This window comes from Streptomyces sp. NPDC028314, from assembly GCF_055565795.1.
The window spans coordinates 182,768-198,512 of the sequence record NZ_JBVHTP010000005.1 but is presented as its reverse complement, the minus strand read 5'-3'; the positions used below and the strand labels follow the sequence as shown (position 1 = coordinate 198,512).

Annotated in this window: 13 protein-coding genes; 9 read left to right on the top strand and 4 right to left on the bottom strand. The window is 71.8% G+C overall.

Annotated features, from left to right (window positions below; translation table 11 throughout):
• The first annotated feature begins 2 nt into the window (after nucleotides 1-2).
• Nucleotides 3-1,634, top strand: a complete 1,632-nt coding sequence (pruA, locus tag ACZ4TG_RS14375; protein WP_468162299.1) for an L-glutamate gamma-semialdehyde dehydrogenase — start codon at nucleotides 3-5, stop codon at nucleotides 1,632-1,634.
• A gap of 135 nt (nucleotides 1,635-1,769) precedes the next feature.
• Here pruA and ACZ4TG_RS14370 read toward each other — a convergent pair whose 3' ends face one another.
• Complete coding sequence (locus ACZ4TG_RS14370) at nucleotides 1,770-2,471, bottom strand: nitroreductase family protein (RefSeq protein WP_468162297.1); 702 nt, start codon at nucleotides 2,469-2,471, stop codon at nucleotides 1,770-1,772.
• Nucleotides 2,472-3,010: 539 nt separating this feature from the next.
• On the opposite strand from ACZ4TG_RS14370, the gene ACZ4TG_RS14365 reads away from it, so the two are divergent.
• Complete coding sequence (locus ACZ4TG_RS14365) at nucleotides 3,011-3,556, top strand: GNAT family N-acetyltransferase (RefSeq protein WP_468162295.1); 546 nt, start codon at nucleotides 3,011-3,013, stop codon at nucleotides 3,554-3,556.
• Here the strand turns inward: ACZ4TG_RS14365 and ACZ4TG_RS14360 are convergent.
• Together ACZ4TG_RS14360 and ACZ4TG_RS14355 are read right to left on the bottom strand one after the other, a co-directional pair.
• Complete coding sequence (locus tag ACZ4TG_RS14360; RefSeq protein WP_468162293.1) at nucleotides 3,553-5,583, bottom strand: phosphocholine-specific phospholipase C; 2,031 nt, start codon at nucleotides 5,581-5,583, stop codon at nucleotides 3,553-3,555. The two genes, ACZ4TG_RS14365 and ACZ4TG_RS14360, sit on opposite strands and share 4 nt — an antisense overlap.
• A 119-nt stretch (nucleotides 5,584-5,702) precedes the next feature.
• Nucleotides 5,703-6,716, bottom strand: coding sequence for an NADP-dependent oxidoreductase (locus ACZ4TG_RS14355; RefSeq protein WP_468162291.1), 1,014 nt, complete (start codon nucleotides 6,714-6,716; stop codon nucleotides 5,703-5,705).
• 101 nt (nucleotides 6,717-6,817) lie between these two features.
• Here ACZ4TG_RS14355 and ACZ4TG_RS14350 point away from each other — a divergent pair, with 101 nt between their 5' ends.
• The 4 genes from ACZ4TG_RS14350 (at nucleotide 6,818) to ACZ4TG_RS14335 (ending at nucleotide 10,562) form a co-directional block, all read left to right on the top strand.
• Nucleotides 6,818-7,708 carry a LysR family transcriptional regulator gene (locus ACZ4TG_RS14350; protein ID WP_468162289.1) on the top strand — a complete coding sequence of 297 codons (891 nt, stop codon included), beginning with the start codon at nucleotides 6,818-6,820 and terminating at the stop codon, nucleotides 7,706-7,708.
• A gap of 272 nt (nucleotides 7,709-7,980) precedes the next feature.
• The gene (locus ACZ4TG_RS14345; RefSeq protein ID WP_468162287.1) at nucleotides 7,981-8,112 is read left to right on the top strand and encodes a hypothetical protein; all 132 of its coding nucleotides are present in this window, start codon (nucleotides 7,981-7,983) and stop codon (nucleotides 8,110-8,112) included.
• Nucleotides 8,113-8,205: 93 nt separating this feature from the next.
• Complete coding sequence (locus ACZ4TG_RS14340; RefSeq protein ID WP_468162285.1) at nucleotides 8,206-9,246, top strand: 3-isopropylmalate dehydrogenase; 1,041 nt, start codon at nucleotides 8,206-8,208, stop codon at nucleotides 9,244-9,246.
• A gap of 230 nt (nucleotides 9,247-9,476) precedes the next feature.
• On the top strand, nucleotides 9,477-10,562 hold the full coding sequence (locus ACZ4TG_RS14335) for a branched-chain amino acid aminotransferase (protein ID WP_468162283.1): 1,086 nt from the start codon (nucleotides 9,477-9,479) through the stop codon (nucleotides 10,560-10,562).
• An 84-nt stretch (nucleotides 10,563-10,646) separates the two neighbouring features.
• On the opposite strand, the gene ACZ4TG_RS14330 is transcribed toward ACZ4TG_RS14335, so the two are convergent.
• On the bottom strand, nucleotides 10,647-12,077 hold the full coding sequence (locus tag ACZ4TG_RS14330) for a cytosine permease (protein ID WP_468162281.1): 1,431 nt from the start codon (nucleotides 12,075-12,077) through the stop codon (nucleotides 10,647-10,649).
• Nucleotides 12,078-12,233: 156 nt separating this feature from the next.
• On the opposite strand from ACZ4TG_RS14330, the gene ureA reads away from it, so the two are divergent.
• From ureA to ACZ4TG_RS14315, 3 genes are read left to right on the top strand one after another with little or no spacing between them, the layout of a single operon-like run.
• On the top strand, nucleotides 12,234-12,944 hold the full coding sequence (gene ureA / locus ACZ4TG_RS14325; protein ID WP_468162279.1) for an urease subunit gamma: 711 nt from the start codon (nucleotides 12,234-12,236) through the stop codon (nucleotides 12,942-12,944).
• Entirely contained in the window at nucleotides 12,941-14,674 is a 1,734-nt protein-coding gene (locus ACZ4TG_RS14320) for an urease subunit alpha (RefSeq protein ID WP_468162277.1), read from the top strand. Before ureA ends, ACZ4TG_RS14320 begins: the two co-directional genes overlap by 4 nt.
• Before the next feature lie 28 nt (nucleotides 14,675-14,702).
• Nucleotides 14,703-15,737: an agmatine deiminase family protein gene (locus tag ACZ4TG_RS14315; RefSeq protein WP_468162275.1), complete on the top strand. Its 1,035-nt coding sequence runs from the start codon at nucleotides 14,703-14,705 to the stop codon at nucleotides 15,735-15,737.
• Nucleotides 15,738-15,745 lie beyond the last annotated feature (8 nt).

Sequence of the window (15,745 nt, the reverse complement as noted above, 5' to 3'; positions counted from 1 at the left end):
CCATGGATGCTGTGACCCAGGTCCCCGCGCCGGTCAACGAGCCGGTCCACTCGTACGCCCCCGGCAGCGCGGAGCGCGTACGTCTCGAAGAGCAGCTCAAGCAGCTCTCCGAGAACCCGATCGACCTCCCGATGACGATCGACGGCGTCAAGCGGATGGGTGGCGGCGAGCGCTTCGACGTCGTCCAGCCGCACGACCACAAGTCGGTCATCGGCACCTACGCCAACGCCACCCAGGCCGATGCCCAGGAGGCCGTCGACGCCGCCCTGGCCGCCGCCCCGGCCTGGCGCGCGATGTCCTTCGACGACCGCGCCGCGATCATCCTGCGCGCCGCCGAGCTGCTGGCCGGCCCGTGGCGCGAGAAGCTGGCCGCCTCGACCATGCTGGGCCAGTCGAAGACCGCCCAGCAGGCCGAGATCGACACCCCGTGCGAGCTCGTCGACTTCTGGCGCTTCAACGTCCACTTCGCCCGCCAGATCCTGGCCGAGCAGCCGGCCGCGAACAGCGCCGGCGTGTGGAACCGCAGCGACCACCGCCCGCTCGAGGGCTTCGTCTACGCGATCACGCCGTTCAACTTCACGGCCATCGCCGGCAACCTGCCGACCGCCCCCGCCCTGATGGGCAACGTGGTCGTGTGGAAGCCGTCCCCGACGCAGACCCACTCCGCGGTCCTGCTGATGGAGCTCCTGGAGGCGGCCGGTCTGCCCAAGGGCGTCATCAACCTGGTGACCGGCGACGGCATCGCCGTCTCCGAGGTGGCCCTGAACCACCCCGAGCTGGCCGGCATCCACTTCACCGGCTCGACCAAGACCTTCCAGTACCTGTGGAAGACGGTCGGCAACAACATCGAGAAGTACCGGTCCTACCCGCGCCTGGTCGGCGAGACCGGCGGCAAGGACTTCGTCGTCGCGCACCCGTCCGCGGACCGCGGCATCCTGAAGACCGCCCTGACCCGCGGCTCCTTCGAGTTCCAGGGCCAGAAGTGCTCGGCCTCCTCGCGCGCCTACGTCCCGGCGTCGATCTGGAACGACGGCTTCAAGGAGGCCTTCGCGGCCGAGGTCGACGGCATCGCCATGGGTGACGTCCGCGACCTGACGAACTTCATCGGCGCCGTCATCGACGAGCGCTCGTTCGCCAAGAACAAGGCCGCGATCGACCGCGCGAAGTCGGACCCGACCTGCACGATCGTCGCGGGCGGCACGTACGACGACTCCGAGGGCTACTTCGTGCGCCCGACCGTCATCGCGTGCACCGACCCGGAGAACGAGGTCTTCACGACCGAGTACTTCGGCCCGATCCTCGCGATCCACGTCTACGAGGACGAGAAGTTCGACGAGATGCTGGCGCAGATGGAGTCGGTGTCGGCGTACGCCCTGACCGGCGCCGTCATCGGCCAGGACCGCTTCGCGGTGGCCGACGCGATGGAGAAGCTCCGCTTCGCGGCGGGCAACTTCTACATCAACGACAAGTCGACCGGCGCCGTCGTCGGCCAGCAGCCCTTCGGCGGCGGCCGCGCGTCCGGTACGAACGACAAGGCGGGCGCGGCCTCCAACCTGCTGCGCTGGACCTCGACGCGCTCCATCAAGGAGACGCTGGTCCCGCCGACCGAGTACGGCTACCCCCACATGGGCTGACCGCCCCCAGCTGAACCCCGCCCTCGCTCCGGTACCCCCAAGTCCGGAGCGAGGGCGGTTCCAGTTTCCCCGCCGGGCAGGATCCCGGAGCGGTCTCCGCCGGGACCTTGGTGCCGCCCAGCGGGCCAGCGGCGGCTAGACCTCCACCAGGACCTGGTCCAGGGACTTGCGCAGGAGGTCCGGGACCTCGCAGTCGTCGGCGGGGTAGCCGACCGGGATGACGGCGAAGGCCTTCTCGTTCTCCGGGCGGCGCAGGACGTGGGAGAGGAAGCGCATCGGGCTCGGGGTGTGGATCAGCGCGGCGAGGCCGCTGAGGTGGAGGGCGGACAGGAGCATGCCGACCGCGATGCCGACCGATTCGTCGACGTAGTAGTGCTTGCGCTTCGTGCCGTCGGGCCCGAGCCAGTACCGCTGCTGGAAGACCACGATCAGGGCCGGCGCGTCGGTCAGGTGGGTCTTGACCGCGTCGGTGCCGATCGGCCGCAGGGCGGCGAGCCATTCGTCGCCGAGCCGGCCGTCGTAGGAGATCTGCTCCTCCTGCTCGGCGGCGGACCGGATCTGCTGGCGCACGGCCGGGTCCTTGACCAGTACGAAGGTCCACGGCTGCTGGTGCGCCCCGGACGGGGCGGTGGCGGCGCAGGCGATCGCGTCGCGGACGACCTGCTCGGGCACCGGGTCGGGGGAGAAGTGGCGGACGGTCCGCCGCTCGTCCATCCGCGCCCGCAACTCCGCGGCGCGGGCCAGGGATTCCCGGCCCGGCATGCGGGCGGGCCGGTAGGGGGCGGGCCGGTACGGCTGGCCATGGGTGGGGGTCCACTGCTGGGTCTCAGGCGACATGGGCAGATCTTCACGCGGGGGAACCGCCGGGGGCCATGGTCCCGTCATGATCCCCTGTCCGTTGTGTACGGACAGGGGGGCTATGACCATGGCGAACGTCGGACGATTCGTGGACCGGCCTCCTCCTTCGACGCCCGCGGCCCTGGCGGCCTCGTCGCCCTCGCGCCCGGGGCCCCGGTCCCGGCCGACAGCCTCGGCGGGCTCACCGCCCGCGGCTGGACCACCCTGGCCGCGCACGGCGCACGGACCGCCATCGACCTGCGCAAGGAGGACGCGACGGGGATGGACCACGCACCGCACCCGGCAGCGCCGACCACCCTGCGGCTCCCTCTCGACGGGATCGGCACCGGGACCTGCGGGAGGTGCGGTGGGGGACTCCGGGTTTCGGAACCCCCGCGCATTTCCGGCCTTTCCCGGAGCACGCGGGGTGCGCCCGCGCAGGGGCGGCCCGACAGGCCCGACAGGCCCGACAGGGGCACCGGGTCACGGAGGCCTTACCCCGCGCAAGAACCGGCTCGGCTGCGCGGCAGACTGGGGGCATGAGCGATCCGTACACCCGCCTCGCGCACACCTCACAGCTGGGCCCGGACGACCTCGCCGGGATCCGCGCCCTGCTCGACGCGGCCTTCGAAGGGGACTTCTCCGACGCGGACTTCGAACACGCCCTCGGCGGGATGCACGCCCTGGTCCACCGGGACGGGGAGCTCGTCGCGCACGGCAGCGTCGTCCAGCGCCGGGTGCTGCACGGGGGCCGCGCCCTGCGCACCGGGTACGTGGAGGCCGTGGCCGTACGGGCCGACGTACGCCGCCGCGGGATGGGCGGCGCCGTGATGGCCGGGCTGGAGCGGGTCATCGGCGGCGCCTACGTGCTCGGCGCGCTGTCCGCCTCCGAGGCCGGGGCCGCCCTGTACGAGAGCCGGGGCTGGCGCCCGCACCCCGGGCCGGTCGGGGTGCTCGGACCGCACGGCCCCGAGCGGCTCCCCGAGGAGGAGGGCTCGACCTACGTCTGGACGCCGCCCGGCGGCGCGGCGCTGGATCCCGCCGGGCGGATCGACTTCGACTGGCGCGACGGGGACGTCCTCTAGCTGCCGCTGATGCTGGCGGCGCCCGTCTCGATGTGCCCCGTGTAGCGGCGCGACCAGGTGCCGTCGGAGTCGGCCAGGATCGTGAAGTCGTACCAGCCCTTGTTGTAGGCCACCGCGTTGAAGTAGTCCTCGCGCGAGGAGTTCGCCGGGACGGTGTACGTCCAGGGGCCGTCCGTACGGTAGGCGTTCGAGCGGATCGTGAAGGTGACCGGCGAGGCCGAGGTGTTGGTCATCTTGAAGTAGATCGCGGTCTTGCCGGTGCCCGGCTCCACGGCGAAGCGGGACGCGACCTCGATGGCCTTCCCGGCCTTCGAGGCGTCGCCGATGAACCGCCGCAGGAAGCGGTTGGGGCCGTACATCGAGATGTCGTACTTGCCGGAGCCGCTGCCCAGGCCGATGCTGAACCAGTCCGTCGAGGTGGCTCCCGGGCCCACCGTGTACTGCCAGGCGCCCGTGTCGCGGTGCTGGTGCGGGTGGATCGAGAAGTGCGCGGGCCGCTTCGCCTGCGCGCCCTGGTTGGTCATCGAGAACCAGGCGAGGATCCTGCCCGCCGCACCGAACTCGAAGCGGTCCAGGTTGCCGTTCACCTGGTAGGGCAGCGCCCGCGCCGGGCGGGTGCCGGCCTCCTGCGCGGGCAGGGCGTTGTCCTGCGGCGCCGGGTTGGGGAGCGGGCCGCAGGTCGCCTGGCCGATGACCTTCGCGGTGGAGGGGAGGCCGGCGGGGATCCCGTAGACGGGGTGCGCGAAGTCGAAGACGCCGGTCAGGTCGCCCACCACCCTGCGGCGCCAGGCGCTGATGTTCGGGCAGGTCGCCGGGGTGCCGAGGGCCGCCGTCCAGGTCTCCATGAACCGCAGGACCGAGGTGTGGTCGAAGACCTCGGAGCTGACCCAGCCGCCGCGGGTCCACGGCGACATCACGATCATCGGCACGCGGAAGCCGAGCCCGACCGGGATGCCGTCGATGTACTCGTCGGGAGTGCCGGGCGGGGCGACGGGCGGCGCGACGTGGTCGAAGAAGCCGTCGTTCTCGTCGTAGTTGAGGAACAGCACGGTGGAGTCGAAGACCTCCGGGTTCGCGGCCAGCGCGCGGTAGACCAGGTCCACGAAGTGCGCGCCGTCGCCGGGCGGGGCGTACGGGTGCTCCGAGAAGGCCTCGTTCGCGACGACCCAGGACACCTGCGGCAGGGTCCCGGCGACCACGTCGGCGCGGATGGCGGCCGCGATGTCGTCCGGGGTGGAGCCGGTCACCCGGGGGACGGAGCCCATGCCGCGGTCCCACAGCGGGTTGCCGGGGGCCGCGTCGGTGAACTTCTTGAAGTAGGCGAGCCCGTTGTCCCCGTAGTTGTCCTGGGCGTTCTGGTAGACCTTCCAGCTCATCCCGGCGCGCTGGAGGGCCTCCGCGTACGTCTCCCAGGTCAGCCCGGACTCGTCGCCGCCGTCCTTGCTGCCCGCGTCGACCTTGCCGCTCCACAGGAAGGTGCGGTTGGGGCCGGTCGCGCTGAGCGCGGAACAGAAGTACGCGTCGCAGATCGTGTAGTGGTCGGCCAGCCCGTAGTGGAAGGGGATGTCGCCGCGGTCCAGGTAGCCGAGGGTGCGGGTGTTGCCGACGCCGGCGACCCAGTTGTCCATCCGGCCGTTGCTCCAGGCGGCGTGCTGCGAGGTCCAGCTGTGCGGGAGGTCGCCGGTGCACTGGGCCAGCGTCTCGCTGTCGGCCCCGCCGGCCGGCGGGGTGGCGGACAGCTTCCACGGGTACTGGCGGCCGCCCCAGTTCGGCTGGTTGAAGGTGCCCCAGCCGCCCGGGATGTTGCCGGCGGAGCGGTCGCCGAAGCCGCGGACGCCCTTGAGCCTGCCGAAGTAGTGGTCGAAGCTGCGGTTCTCCTGCATCAGGATCACCACGTGCTTCACGTCGGTGATGGTGCCGGACGCGGCGGCCGCGGCCGCCGAAGCCGGTGTGACGGCGGGCAGGGCGGCGCCCGCCATCAACCCGGCGCCGATACCCACGAAACCTCTGCGGCTGATCGGTGTCACTGGCTACTCGCCTCCAACTCGGGTGCCCCGCAGGCACATTGACCGCAAGGTTGGCGGGAGGCGGGCCAAAGGTCTACATCCGTGCGGTAAGAGTTCGGTGAACTTCCGGGTGGCTGGAATCAGTCCTTGAGACGTACGAGCATCTTGCCCAGGTTGTCCCCCCGGAGGACCCCCAGGAAGGCGTCCACCGTGTGATCAATTCCCTGTACAACGGTGGTGTCGGTACCCACTCGGCCACTGCGCAGATGCGGGACCAGGAAGTCCTCCAGCTCCTCCTGCAGATTGGTGTGATTGCGAACCAATACCCCTTCCAGGCGGAGCGACTTGTGTACGACCTCGAAGAGGTTCCGGGGCGCGGCCGGGGAGCGGTCCCCGTTGTACATCGAGATCGCGCCGACCCACGCGATCCGCCCGTACTCGCGCAGCGAGTCGATCGCGCCCTCCAGGTGGCCGCCGCCGACGTTGTCCACGTAGACGTCGATGCCGTCCGGGGCGGCCTGCGCCAGCTGCTCGCCGACCGGCCCGTCGTGGTAGTCGAAGGCCGCGTCGAAGCCCAGCACCTCGGTGAGGTGCCGCACCTTCGCCGCCGAGCCCGCGCTGCCGACGATCCGGCGCGCGCCCAGCAGCCGAGCGATGTGCCCGGTGGCCGTGCCGACCCCGCCCGCGGCGGCGGAGACGAAGAGGTCCTCGCCCTCGCGCAGGGCCGCCGTCCGGGTGAGGGCGGCGTACGCGGTGAGCCCGGTGCCGCCGAGGATGCTCAGGTAGGCCTCCAGTGGGACGCCCGCGTGGTCGCGGAGCTTGCGGGTGCCGTCGGTGCCGAGGCCGACCAGGGCGTGCGTGCGCCAGCCCGAGCGGTGGAAGACCAGGTCCCCCTCCGCCAGCCCCGGGTCGCGGGAGGCGATCACCCGGCCCACCGCGCGGCCCTCCAGCGGGGCGTGCAGCTCGAAGCCGCCCTCGCCGCCGTCCATCAGGCCGCGGTGGTACGGGTCCACGGAGAGCAGCAGGTTCTCCACCAGGGCGGTGCCCGGGGCGGGGGAGGGGACGGGGGACTCGGCGTACGTGAACTCGGCCGGGGTGGGGAAGCCGGTGGGGCGGGCGATCTGGTGGACGGCGAAAGCGGTGTTCGTGGTCATGGGCAGGACGTTAGGAAGGAATCTCCCGGCCGGGCAGGGGGTTGCGCTCATGGAACCCGCACATCCATGAATGACGCTCATAGGACGAGGTGGCAGCGCCGATGGCAGGCACCCCGGGCGAGCTCGCCCCACAGGAACTCAGGGTCCTGGTGGCCGTCGCCGACACCGGCGGGTTCTCCGCCGCGGCCGCCGTCCTCGGCATCGGCCAGTCCGCGGTCTCGCACTCGGTGCGCGGCAGCGAGGCCAAGGTCGGCGCCGTGCTCTTCGAACGCGGGCGCGCCGGGGCCTGCCCCACCCCCGCGGGCGAGCGCGCCGTCGCGCTCGCGCGCCGCATCCTGCGGCTGTACGAGGTACTGGGCGCGGAGGCGCGCGGCGCGGCCGGCGGCTCCGCCGGGAGCGTGGCGGGCACGCTGCGCATCGCCGCGTTCCGCAGCGCGGCCCTGCACCTGCTGCCGCCCGCCCTGGAACGCCTGACCGCCCTGCACCCCGGGATCCGCCCCGAGGTCCGGGTGGTGCGCGAGCTCGGCGCCGGCACGGCGGGGGAGGTGCTGGCCGGGCGGGCGGACCTCGGGATCGCCACGCTGGGCGCGGGGGACGACGTACGGCCGGGCCTGCTGACCGGGGTGCTCGCGCGGGAGGCGTACGCCCTGGTCCACCCCGCCGGGCACCCCGACCCGAGGTCGCTGCCGCTGCTGGACTGGGACGAGAACTGCGGCGCGTACACCCGCGAGTGGTGGCGGGCCCAGGACTGGATCCCGCCGGCCACGGTCAAGGCCGAGGACGACGCGATGGTGCTGACCATGGTCGGCCGGGGGCTCGGGATGGCGATCCTGCCCGAGCTGTCGCTGCGCGAGGCCACCGACGCCGTGGACATCACCGGTCTGGGCCCCCAGGGGCCGGTGAGGCGCGTGGGATACGTCACCACCCCGGAATCCGCCTCCACCCTCGCCGTCAGGGCTCTGATCAGGGAACTCCGCCGGGACAAGGGCTGAAACGGACCTCCCGGAGGCCCTCGTGGAGGGGCCTTACGGGGGGTTGTCCGTCTCAGATACTAGGAAGTCCGAGTAATTGCGGAGACATACAGCCGGACCTGCCCTAGCTTTGTAGGAGCCGAACGTCTCGCCGATCCGGCGAATGGCGGTCGAGAGCGCGCGCCCCCTGGCAGGCAACCCCTGCGGCGCACCGCTCCCCGCCTCTTCCGGCGCCTTGAAGGAACCCCTCATCCGTGGCCCCGCCACGCCGTGATCTCAAGGAGTCGATCTCCATGACGCCCACCTCCACCGCCGTCCGGCGCGTCCGTCACACCTCCTCCGCCGACGCCGACCGCAAGAACGCCGCCGCCGCCCTGCAGCGCGCCCTGGACCGCCGTGACAACGGCGGCTCGACCGGCCACTGAGCAAGCCCCGGACCCCGGACATGTTGCGTTCACACAGGTCCACATGGTGGACGCAATATGTCTGAGGGCTGGGACAGGGAGTACGGTTCCGACATGTCGACCAGCATCAATCTCGCAGTGATCCCCGGTGATGGCATCGGCCAGGAAGTCGTGGCTCAGGGCCTCAAGGTCCTTACCGCGGTCCTGCCCCAGGATGTGAAGCTGGAGACCAAGGAGTACGACCTCGGCGCCCAGCGCTGGCACCGCACCGGTGAGACCCTCCCGGACGCGGAGCTCGACGCCCTGCGGCACCACGACGCGATCCTGCTGGGCGCCATCGGCGACCCCTCGGTCCCGTCCGGCGTCCTGGAGCGCGGCCTGCTGCTGAAGCTCCGCTTCGCCTTCGACCACTTCATCAACCTGCGCCCCTCGAAGCTCTTCCCCAACACGGCCACCCCGCTCGCCGGCCGTCCGGAGATCGACTTCGTCGTGGTCCGCGAGGGTACCGAAGGCCCGTACACCGGCAACGGCGGCTCGCTGCGCACCGGCACCCCCGCCGAGGTGGCGACCGAGGTCAGCGTCAACACCGCCTACGGTGTCGAGCGCGTCGTCCGCGACGCCTTCGAGCGGGCGAACGCCCGCCCCCGCAAGAAGCTGACGCTGGTCCACAAGAACAACGTCCTCGTGTACGCCGGCCACCTGTGGAAGAACACCTTCGACAAGGTCGCCCAGGAGTACCCCGAGGTCACCACCGACTACCTGCACGTCGACGCCGCGACGATCTTCTTCGTCACCCAGCCCGAGCGCTTCGACGTCATCGTCACGGACAACCTTTTCGGTGACATCCTCACCGACCTGGCCGCGGCCGTGACCGGCGGAATCGGCCTCGCCGCCTCCGGGAACATCAACCCGACCGGCGCCTTCCCGTCTATGTTCGAGCCCGTCCACGGCTCTGCGCCGGACATCGCCGGCACCGGCAAGGCGGACCCGACCGCGACGATCCTCTCGGTCGCCCTCCTGCTGCGCCACCTCGGCTACGAGGCCCAGGCCGTCCGCATCGAGGACGCGGTCTCCGCCGACCTGGCCGAGCGCGACGGGACCTTCCGCTCCACCGACGCGATCGGCGACGCCCTCGCCGCTCGAGTAGCCGGCTGACCCGGCCGCCCCATCCCAGGAAGCCGCCGGGTCGCGATCACCGCACCCGGCGGCTTTTCCTGTGCGGCCCCGGGTGCCACCATCTCCCCTGGGCCGCAATCTCCCTGTTCCTCCGAAGCCACCCCGCGGGCGATAATCGAACGCGAGGCCGCGGAATGCGGGGATGCTCGGACGTCCTAGTACGCCGTGAGCGCGGTCCGCCATACACAACCGGTGAAGGACAAGCACTCATGACGACGCCCACGATCGAGCTCAAGCCCTCCTCGAACCCGCTGTCCGACGCGGAGCGCGAGGCGATCCTGGCCAGCCCCGGCTTCGGCCGCCACTTCACCGACCACATGGTGACGATCAAGTGGACCGAGGGGCGCGGCTGGCACGACGCCGAGCTGGTCCCGTACGCGCCGCTGTCGATGGACCCGGCGAACATGACGCTGCACTACGCGCAGACGATCTTCGAGGGACTCAAGGCCTACAAGCAGCCCGACGGCACCGTCGCCACCTTCCGCCCGCAGGCCAACGCCGAGCGCTTCCAGGCCTCCGCCCGCCGCATGGCGATGCCGGAGCTGCCGGCCGAGCTGTTCATCGAGGCCTGCGACGCCCTCATCAAGCAGGACCGCGCCTGGGTGCCGGACTCCGGCGAGGCCTCCCTGTACCTGCGCCCGTTCATGTTCGCGTCCGAGGTCGGCCTGGGCGTCCGCCCGGCCAACGAGTTCCTCTTCATGGTCATCGCCTCGCCCGCCGGCGCGTACTTCCCCGGTGGCGTGCAGCCGGTCTCCGTCTGGCTCTCCGAGGAGTACGTGCGCGCCGTCAAGGGCGGCACCGGCGCGGCCAAGACCGGCGGCAACTACGCGGCCTCCCTCGTCGCCCAGGCGCAGGCCGCCTCGCACGGCTGCGACCAGGTCGTCTGGCTGGACGCCGTCGAGCACCGCTGGATCGAGGAGATGGGCGGGATGAACCTGTACTTCGTCTACGGAGACCGGATCGTCACCCCCGAGCTCACCGGTTCGCTGCTGCCCGGCATCACCCGCGACTCCCTCCTCACCATCGCCCGCGACCTCGGCTACACCGCCGAGGAGGGCCGCATCTCCACCGAGGACTGGAAGCGCGACAACGAGAACGGCACCCTCACCGAGGTGTTCGCCTGCGGCACCGCCGCCGTGATCACCCCGGTCGGCTCGGTCAAGTCCGAGCGCGCCAACTGGACCCAGGGCACCGGTGAGCCCGGCGAGGTCACGATGAAGCTCCGCAAGGCGCTCCTCGACCTGCAGACCGGCCACACCGCCGACGCCCACGGCTGGATGCACCCGCTGGGCTAGCCCCTGCCGGAACCCTTGTCGTACGAAGGCCCGCGCCCCCTGCATCAGGGAGCGCGGGCCTTCGCACGTCGGGCGGGGCAGGCCTCACACCGCGGCCGGCTCCTCGGCGGCGGGCGCCCCGGCAGGGGCGGGCACGGCGACGGCGCGGGCGGTCAGCGCCGTGTAGACGAGGCCGCCGACCAGCCCGGAGAGGACGAAGGAGCAGTCAACGCCGCCGGTCAGGGCCAGCAGGGGTCCCTCGTAGAAGGGGGTGGTCACGGCGAGCAGGCCGACCCCGGCGCCGATGGCCCAGGAGGCGGTGGCGGCGGGGTTCCAGCCGCCGCGGTACCAGTAGATCCCGCCCACCGAGCGGCGGTTGAAGACCTGGAGGGCGTCGGCGTCGTAGTGCCCGCGGCAGCGCACGTAGCCGATCAGGGTGATCACGGCCCACGGGGTGCCGATCGCGGTCAGCAGCAGCACGAACGAGGTCATGGCGGACTGCGCGTTCCACTCGAAGGAGCCGACGAACACGAAGGCGGTGGCCACGGCCGCGGCGACCAGGGTGGCCGTCGTACGGGTGGCCTTGGGGACGATCGCGTCGAGGTCGAGGCCCATGGAGTACAGCATCAGCCCGGCGTTGCCCACCGAGCCGGCGGCCGCCGCGGCGAGCAGCGGGACCAGGTACCAGAACGGCGCGGCGTCGACCAGCGGTCCGGCGTACTCGGTGCCGGCCTTGGCGGCGAGCGCGGTGTAGGTGCCGAAGAGCTGCGGGATCAGCAGGCCGATCAGCAGGCCGAGGCCGGTGGACCAGAGCACCTTGCGGGAGCCGTGCCGGCGCGGGGAGATGTAGCGGGTGTAGTCGCCGAGCAGGGTGATGAAGGCGACGGGGCCGCTGAGTCCGGCCGCGACGGCGGCGAACAGCCACGTCGGCCAGAAGGAGCCGAGGAGGTAGGAGGTCTCCGGCGGCGCGGCGGTGGTGAAGTCGGGGGCGTAGGCGAGGAGGCCGACGGCCAGCAGGACCACCATGCCGACGGACAGGATCTTGCTCATGCGCAGCAGCAGCCGGTAGCCGAACACGGCCCCGACGACGGTACAGGCGGCCAGCACCCCGTACATCACGGCCCGCGAGGCACCGCTGTCGGGCAGCCCGGTGAGCCGGGACAGGGCCCCGACCATCACGTCGCCGCCGATCCACAGGGTCAGCGCGGTGTAGCCGAGCGAGAGCAGCAGGCCCACCACGGAGCCGACCAGCCGGCCGCGGACGCCGAACTGGGCGCCGCTGGAGGTCGAGAGGTTGGTGGCCGTGCGCAGCGACACCAGGGCCAGCGGGGCGGTGAAGGCGATCCCCACGAGGGTGCCGGTCACGATGGCGGTCACCGAGGGCCACAGGCCCAGCCCGAAGGAGGGGGGCAGCCAGCCGAAGACGATCACGCCGAGGCAGAGGTTGGAGCCGAGGAGGATCGAGATCAGGTCACGGGGACCGCTCGTCCGCTCCTCCTCCGGGATGGTGTCGACACCGCGCTGTTCGATGGGCATGGAGGGACTCCCTTGGCAGGGCGGGGGGCGGTTCGCAAATGTTTGAGCGACACTCAATGTGACCTAAGCCCTGGTCTCAGGTCAATGCTTCATTGCACGGAAATGAAGAGTTAGAGTGATGCTCTAACCCATCGACTCAAAAGGTGGTGGATCGGCGTGCGGCTGACCCCTACGGAGCGCGACCGGCTGCTGCTCCGCAGCGCTGCGGAACTGGCCAGGGCCCGACGGGCCCGCGGACTGAAGCTCAACGTCCCCGAGGCCACCGCGCTCATCGCGGACACGGTCTGCGAGGCCGCGCGCGACGGAAAGCGCCTGGCGGAGGCCATCGAGGAGGCCCGCCGCGTGCTGGGCCCCGACGACGTACTGCCCGGCGTGGCCGACGTGGTCACCGAGGTGCACGTGGAGGCCGTCTTCGACGACGGATCCCGCCTCGCGGTGGTCTCGGCCCCGATCCAGGGCGCGGTGTCCCTCGGCGACCGGGCCCCCGGCGCGGTGGTACCAGGCCCCGGCGCCCCCCAGCCGGAGCCCACCGCCCACCTGCGCGTGCGCAACACCGCCCCCGTGCCGGTGAGCGTGACCTCCCACTTCCACTTCTTCGAGGCGAACCCGCGCCTCGACTTCGACCGCGCCGCGGCCTACGGCATGCGGCTGTGCGTGCCCGCGGGCTCCTCCGTACGGTTCGACCCGCACGGCGAGGGCGAGGTCGGGCTGGTCCCGATCGGAGGCGAACGCATCGCCGTCGGCTTCGCCGGGCTGGTGGACGGCCCGCTGGACGCGCCCGGCGCGAAGGAAGAGGCCCTGCGCCGGGCCGCCGCCTGCGGCTACCTCGGCGTACGTGACACCGGCAGCGAAGGAGCACAGGCGTGAGCCGCCAGACCCCCCACAGCGACCACTGCGCACCCGGCAGCCGGCACATCGACCCGCACGAGTACGCCTCCGTCTTCGGCCCCCGCGCCGGCGACCGGGTCCGCCTCGGCGACTCCGGCCTGACCGTCCGGGTCGAGCACGACGCCCAGAAGCCCGGCGACGAGTTCCTGGCCGGCTTCGGCAAGACCGCCCGCGACGGCCTGCACCTCAAGGCCGCCGCCGTCCGCGAGACCTGCGACGTCGTCATCAGCAACGTGCTGGTCATCGACGCCGTCCTGGGCATCCGGAAGGTATCGATCGGCATCCGTGAGGGCCGAATCCACGCGATCGGCCGGGCGGGCAACCCCGACACCCTCGACGGGGTGGACGTGGTCGTCGGCACCGGCACCTCGATCGTGTCCGGCGAGGGCCTGATCGCCACCGCCGGGGCCGTGGACACCCACGTCCACCTGCTCTCCCCGCGCATCATGGAGGCCTCGCTCGCCGCGGGCGTCACCACGGTCATCGGCCAGGAGTTCGGGCCGGTCTGGGGTGTCGGCGTCAACTCCCCGTGGGCGCTGAAGCACGCCTTCAACGCCTTCGACGCCTGGCCCGTCAACATCGGCTTCCTCGCCCGCGGCTCCTCCTCGGACCCCGCGCCCCTGGTCGAGGCCCTCGCCGAGGGCGGCGCCTCGGGCTTCAAGGTCCACGAGGACATGGGCGCCCACACCCGCGCCCTGGACACCGCCCTGCGGGTGGCCGAGGAGCACGACGTACAGGTCGCCCTGCACAGCGACGGCCTCAACGAGTGCCTCTCCGTCGAGGACACCCTGCGCGTCCTGGACGGCCGGACCATCCACGCCTTCCACATCGAGGGCTGCGGCGGCGGACACGTCCCCAACGTGCTCAAGATGGCGGGCGTGCCCAACGTCATCGGCTCCTCCACCAACCCGACCCTGCCCTTCGGCCGGGACGCGGTGGCCGAGCACTACGGCATGATCGTCTCCGTCCACGACCTCAAGCCGGACCTGCCGGGCGACGCCGCCATGGCCCGGGACCGGATCCGGGCCGGCACCATGGGCGCCGAGGACGTGCTGCACGACCTGGGCGCGATCGGCATCACCTCCTCCGACGCCCAGGGCATGGGCCGCGCGGGCGAGACCATCCGCCGCACCTTCGCCATGGCCGCCAAGATGAAGGGCGAGCTGGGCCCCCTGGAAGGCGACGGCGAGGGCGACGACAACGCCCGCGTCCTGCGCTACATGGCCAAGCTGACCATCAACCCGGCCATCGCCCACGGCCTGGCCCACGAGATCGGCTCCATCGAGGTCGGCAAGCTCGCCGACATCGTGCTGTGGCGCCCGCAGTTCTTCGGCGCCAAGCCGCAGCTCGTCCTCAAGTCGGGCTTCCCGGCGTACGGGGTCACCGGCGACCCCAACGCGGCCACCGACACCTGCGAACCGCTGGTGCTCGGACCGCAGTTCGGCTCGTACGGGGCCACCGCGGCCGACATCTCCGTCGCCTTCGTATCGGCGGCGGCCGCCGCGCTCGGCTCCGACGAGATGCCGACCCGGCGCCGCCGGGTGGCCGTCCGCGGCACCCGCGGCATCGGCCCGGGGAACCTCCTCCTCAACTCCCGGGTGGGCGCGGTCGACGTGGACGCGCGCAGCGGGCTGGTCACCCTCGACGGTGACCCGCTGCGCTCCGAAGCGGCCGATTCGGTCTCCCTCAACCGCCTGTACTTCCTGTAAGCCGGCACAGCCCTTAAGGACCCCTGCCATGACCAAGCCTGTGAACCACGGATTCCGGATGCCCGCCGAGTGGACGCCCCACGAGCGCACCTGGATGGCCTGGCCGAGCCCCAACCCCACCTTCACCAACGAGCAGGAGCTCGCCGAGGCCCGCGAGGCCTGGGGAGCCGTCGCCCGCGCGGTCCGCTCGTACGAGCCCGTGACCCTCGTGGTCTCGCCCGGTGACGCCGAGAGCGCCCGCGCGGTCGTCGGCGAGGACGTACAGCTGGTCGAGCGCGAGCTCGACGACGCCTGGATGCGCGACATCGGCCCGACCTTCGTCACCAACGAGGCCGGCGAGCTGGCCGCGGTGGACTGGACCTTCAACGGCTGGGGCGCCCAGGAGTGGGCCCGCTGGGAGCACGACTCCAAGATCGCCCGCCACGTCTCCGACCTGGCCGGCACCCGCACCTACAGCACCCCCCTGGTCAACGAGGGCGGCGCCATCCACGTCGACGGCGAGGGCACCGTGCTCCTCACCGACACCGTGCAGCTCGGCGCGGGCCGCAACCCCGACTGGACCCGCCAGCAGGTCGAGGAGGAGATCCACGCCCACCTCGGCACCACCAAGGCCATCTGGCTGCCCTACGGCCTGGCCGGCGACTACGGCACCTACGGCACCCAGGGCCACGTCGACATCGTCGCCGCCTTCGCCCGCCCCGGCGTGGTCATGGTCCACACCCAGCCCGACCCGGTCCACCCGGACCACGAGCGCTGCAAGACCATCGCCGCCATCCTGCGCGCCTCCACCGACGCGCGGGGCCGGCAGCTGGAGGTCGTGGAGATCCCGGCGCCGACCGTGCTGGAGGAGGACGGCGAGTGGGTCGACTACTCGTACATCAACCACTACCTCTGCAACGGCGGCGTGGTGCTGTGCGCCTTCGACGACCCGCGCGACGAGGAGGCGGCCGAGATCTTCCGCGGTCTGTTCCCCGAGCGGACCGTGACACTGGTTGACGCACGTACGATTTTCGCCGGGGGTGGCGGTATCCACTGCATCACCCAGCAGCAGCCGAAGGTCTGACCCGAGGC

Coding starts and splice junctions, on each gene's coding strand:
- ACZ4TG_RS14370 (WP_468162297.1), bottom strand. CDS start 2,471: ATGTCGCCTGAGACCCAGCAGTGGACCCCCACCCATGGCCAGCCGTAC.
- ACZ4TG_RS14335 (WP_468162283.1), top strand. CDS start 9,477: ATGACGACGCCCACGATCGAGCTCAAGCCCTCCTCGAACCCGCTGTCC.
- ACZ4TG_RS14345 (WP_468162287.1), top strand. CDS start 7,981: ATGACGCCCACCTCCACCGCCGTCCGGCGCGTCCGTCACACCTCCTCC.
- ACZ4TG_RS14330 (WP_468162281.1), bottom strand. CDS start 12,077: ATGCCCATCGAACAGCGCGGTGTCGACACCATCCCGGAGGAGGAGCGG.
- ACZ4TG_RS14355 (WP_468162291.1), bottom strand. CDS start 6,716: ATGACCACGAACACCGCTTTCGCCGTCCACCAGATCGCCCGCCCCACC.
- ACZ4TG_RS14350 (WP_468162289.1), top strand. CDS start 6,818: ATGGCAGGCACCCCGGGCGAGCTCGCCCCACAGGAACTCAGGGTCCTG.
- ACZ4TG_RS14340 (WP_468162285.1), top strand. CDS start 8,206: ATGTCGACCAGCATCAATCTCGCAGTGATCCCCGGTGATGGCATCGGC.
- ACZ4TG_RS14365 (WP_468162295.1), top strand. CDS start 3,011: ATGAGCGATCCGTACACCCGCCTCGCGCACACCTCACAGCTGGGCCCG.
- ACZ4TG_RS14315 (WP_468162275.1), top strand. CDS start 14,703: ATGACCAAGCCTGTGAACCACGGATTCCGGATGCCCGCCGAGTGGACG.
- pruA (WP_468162299.1), top strand. CDS start 3: ATGGATGCTGTGACCCAGGTCCCCGCGCCGGTCAACGAGCCGGTCCAC.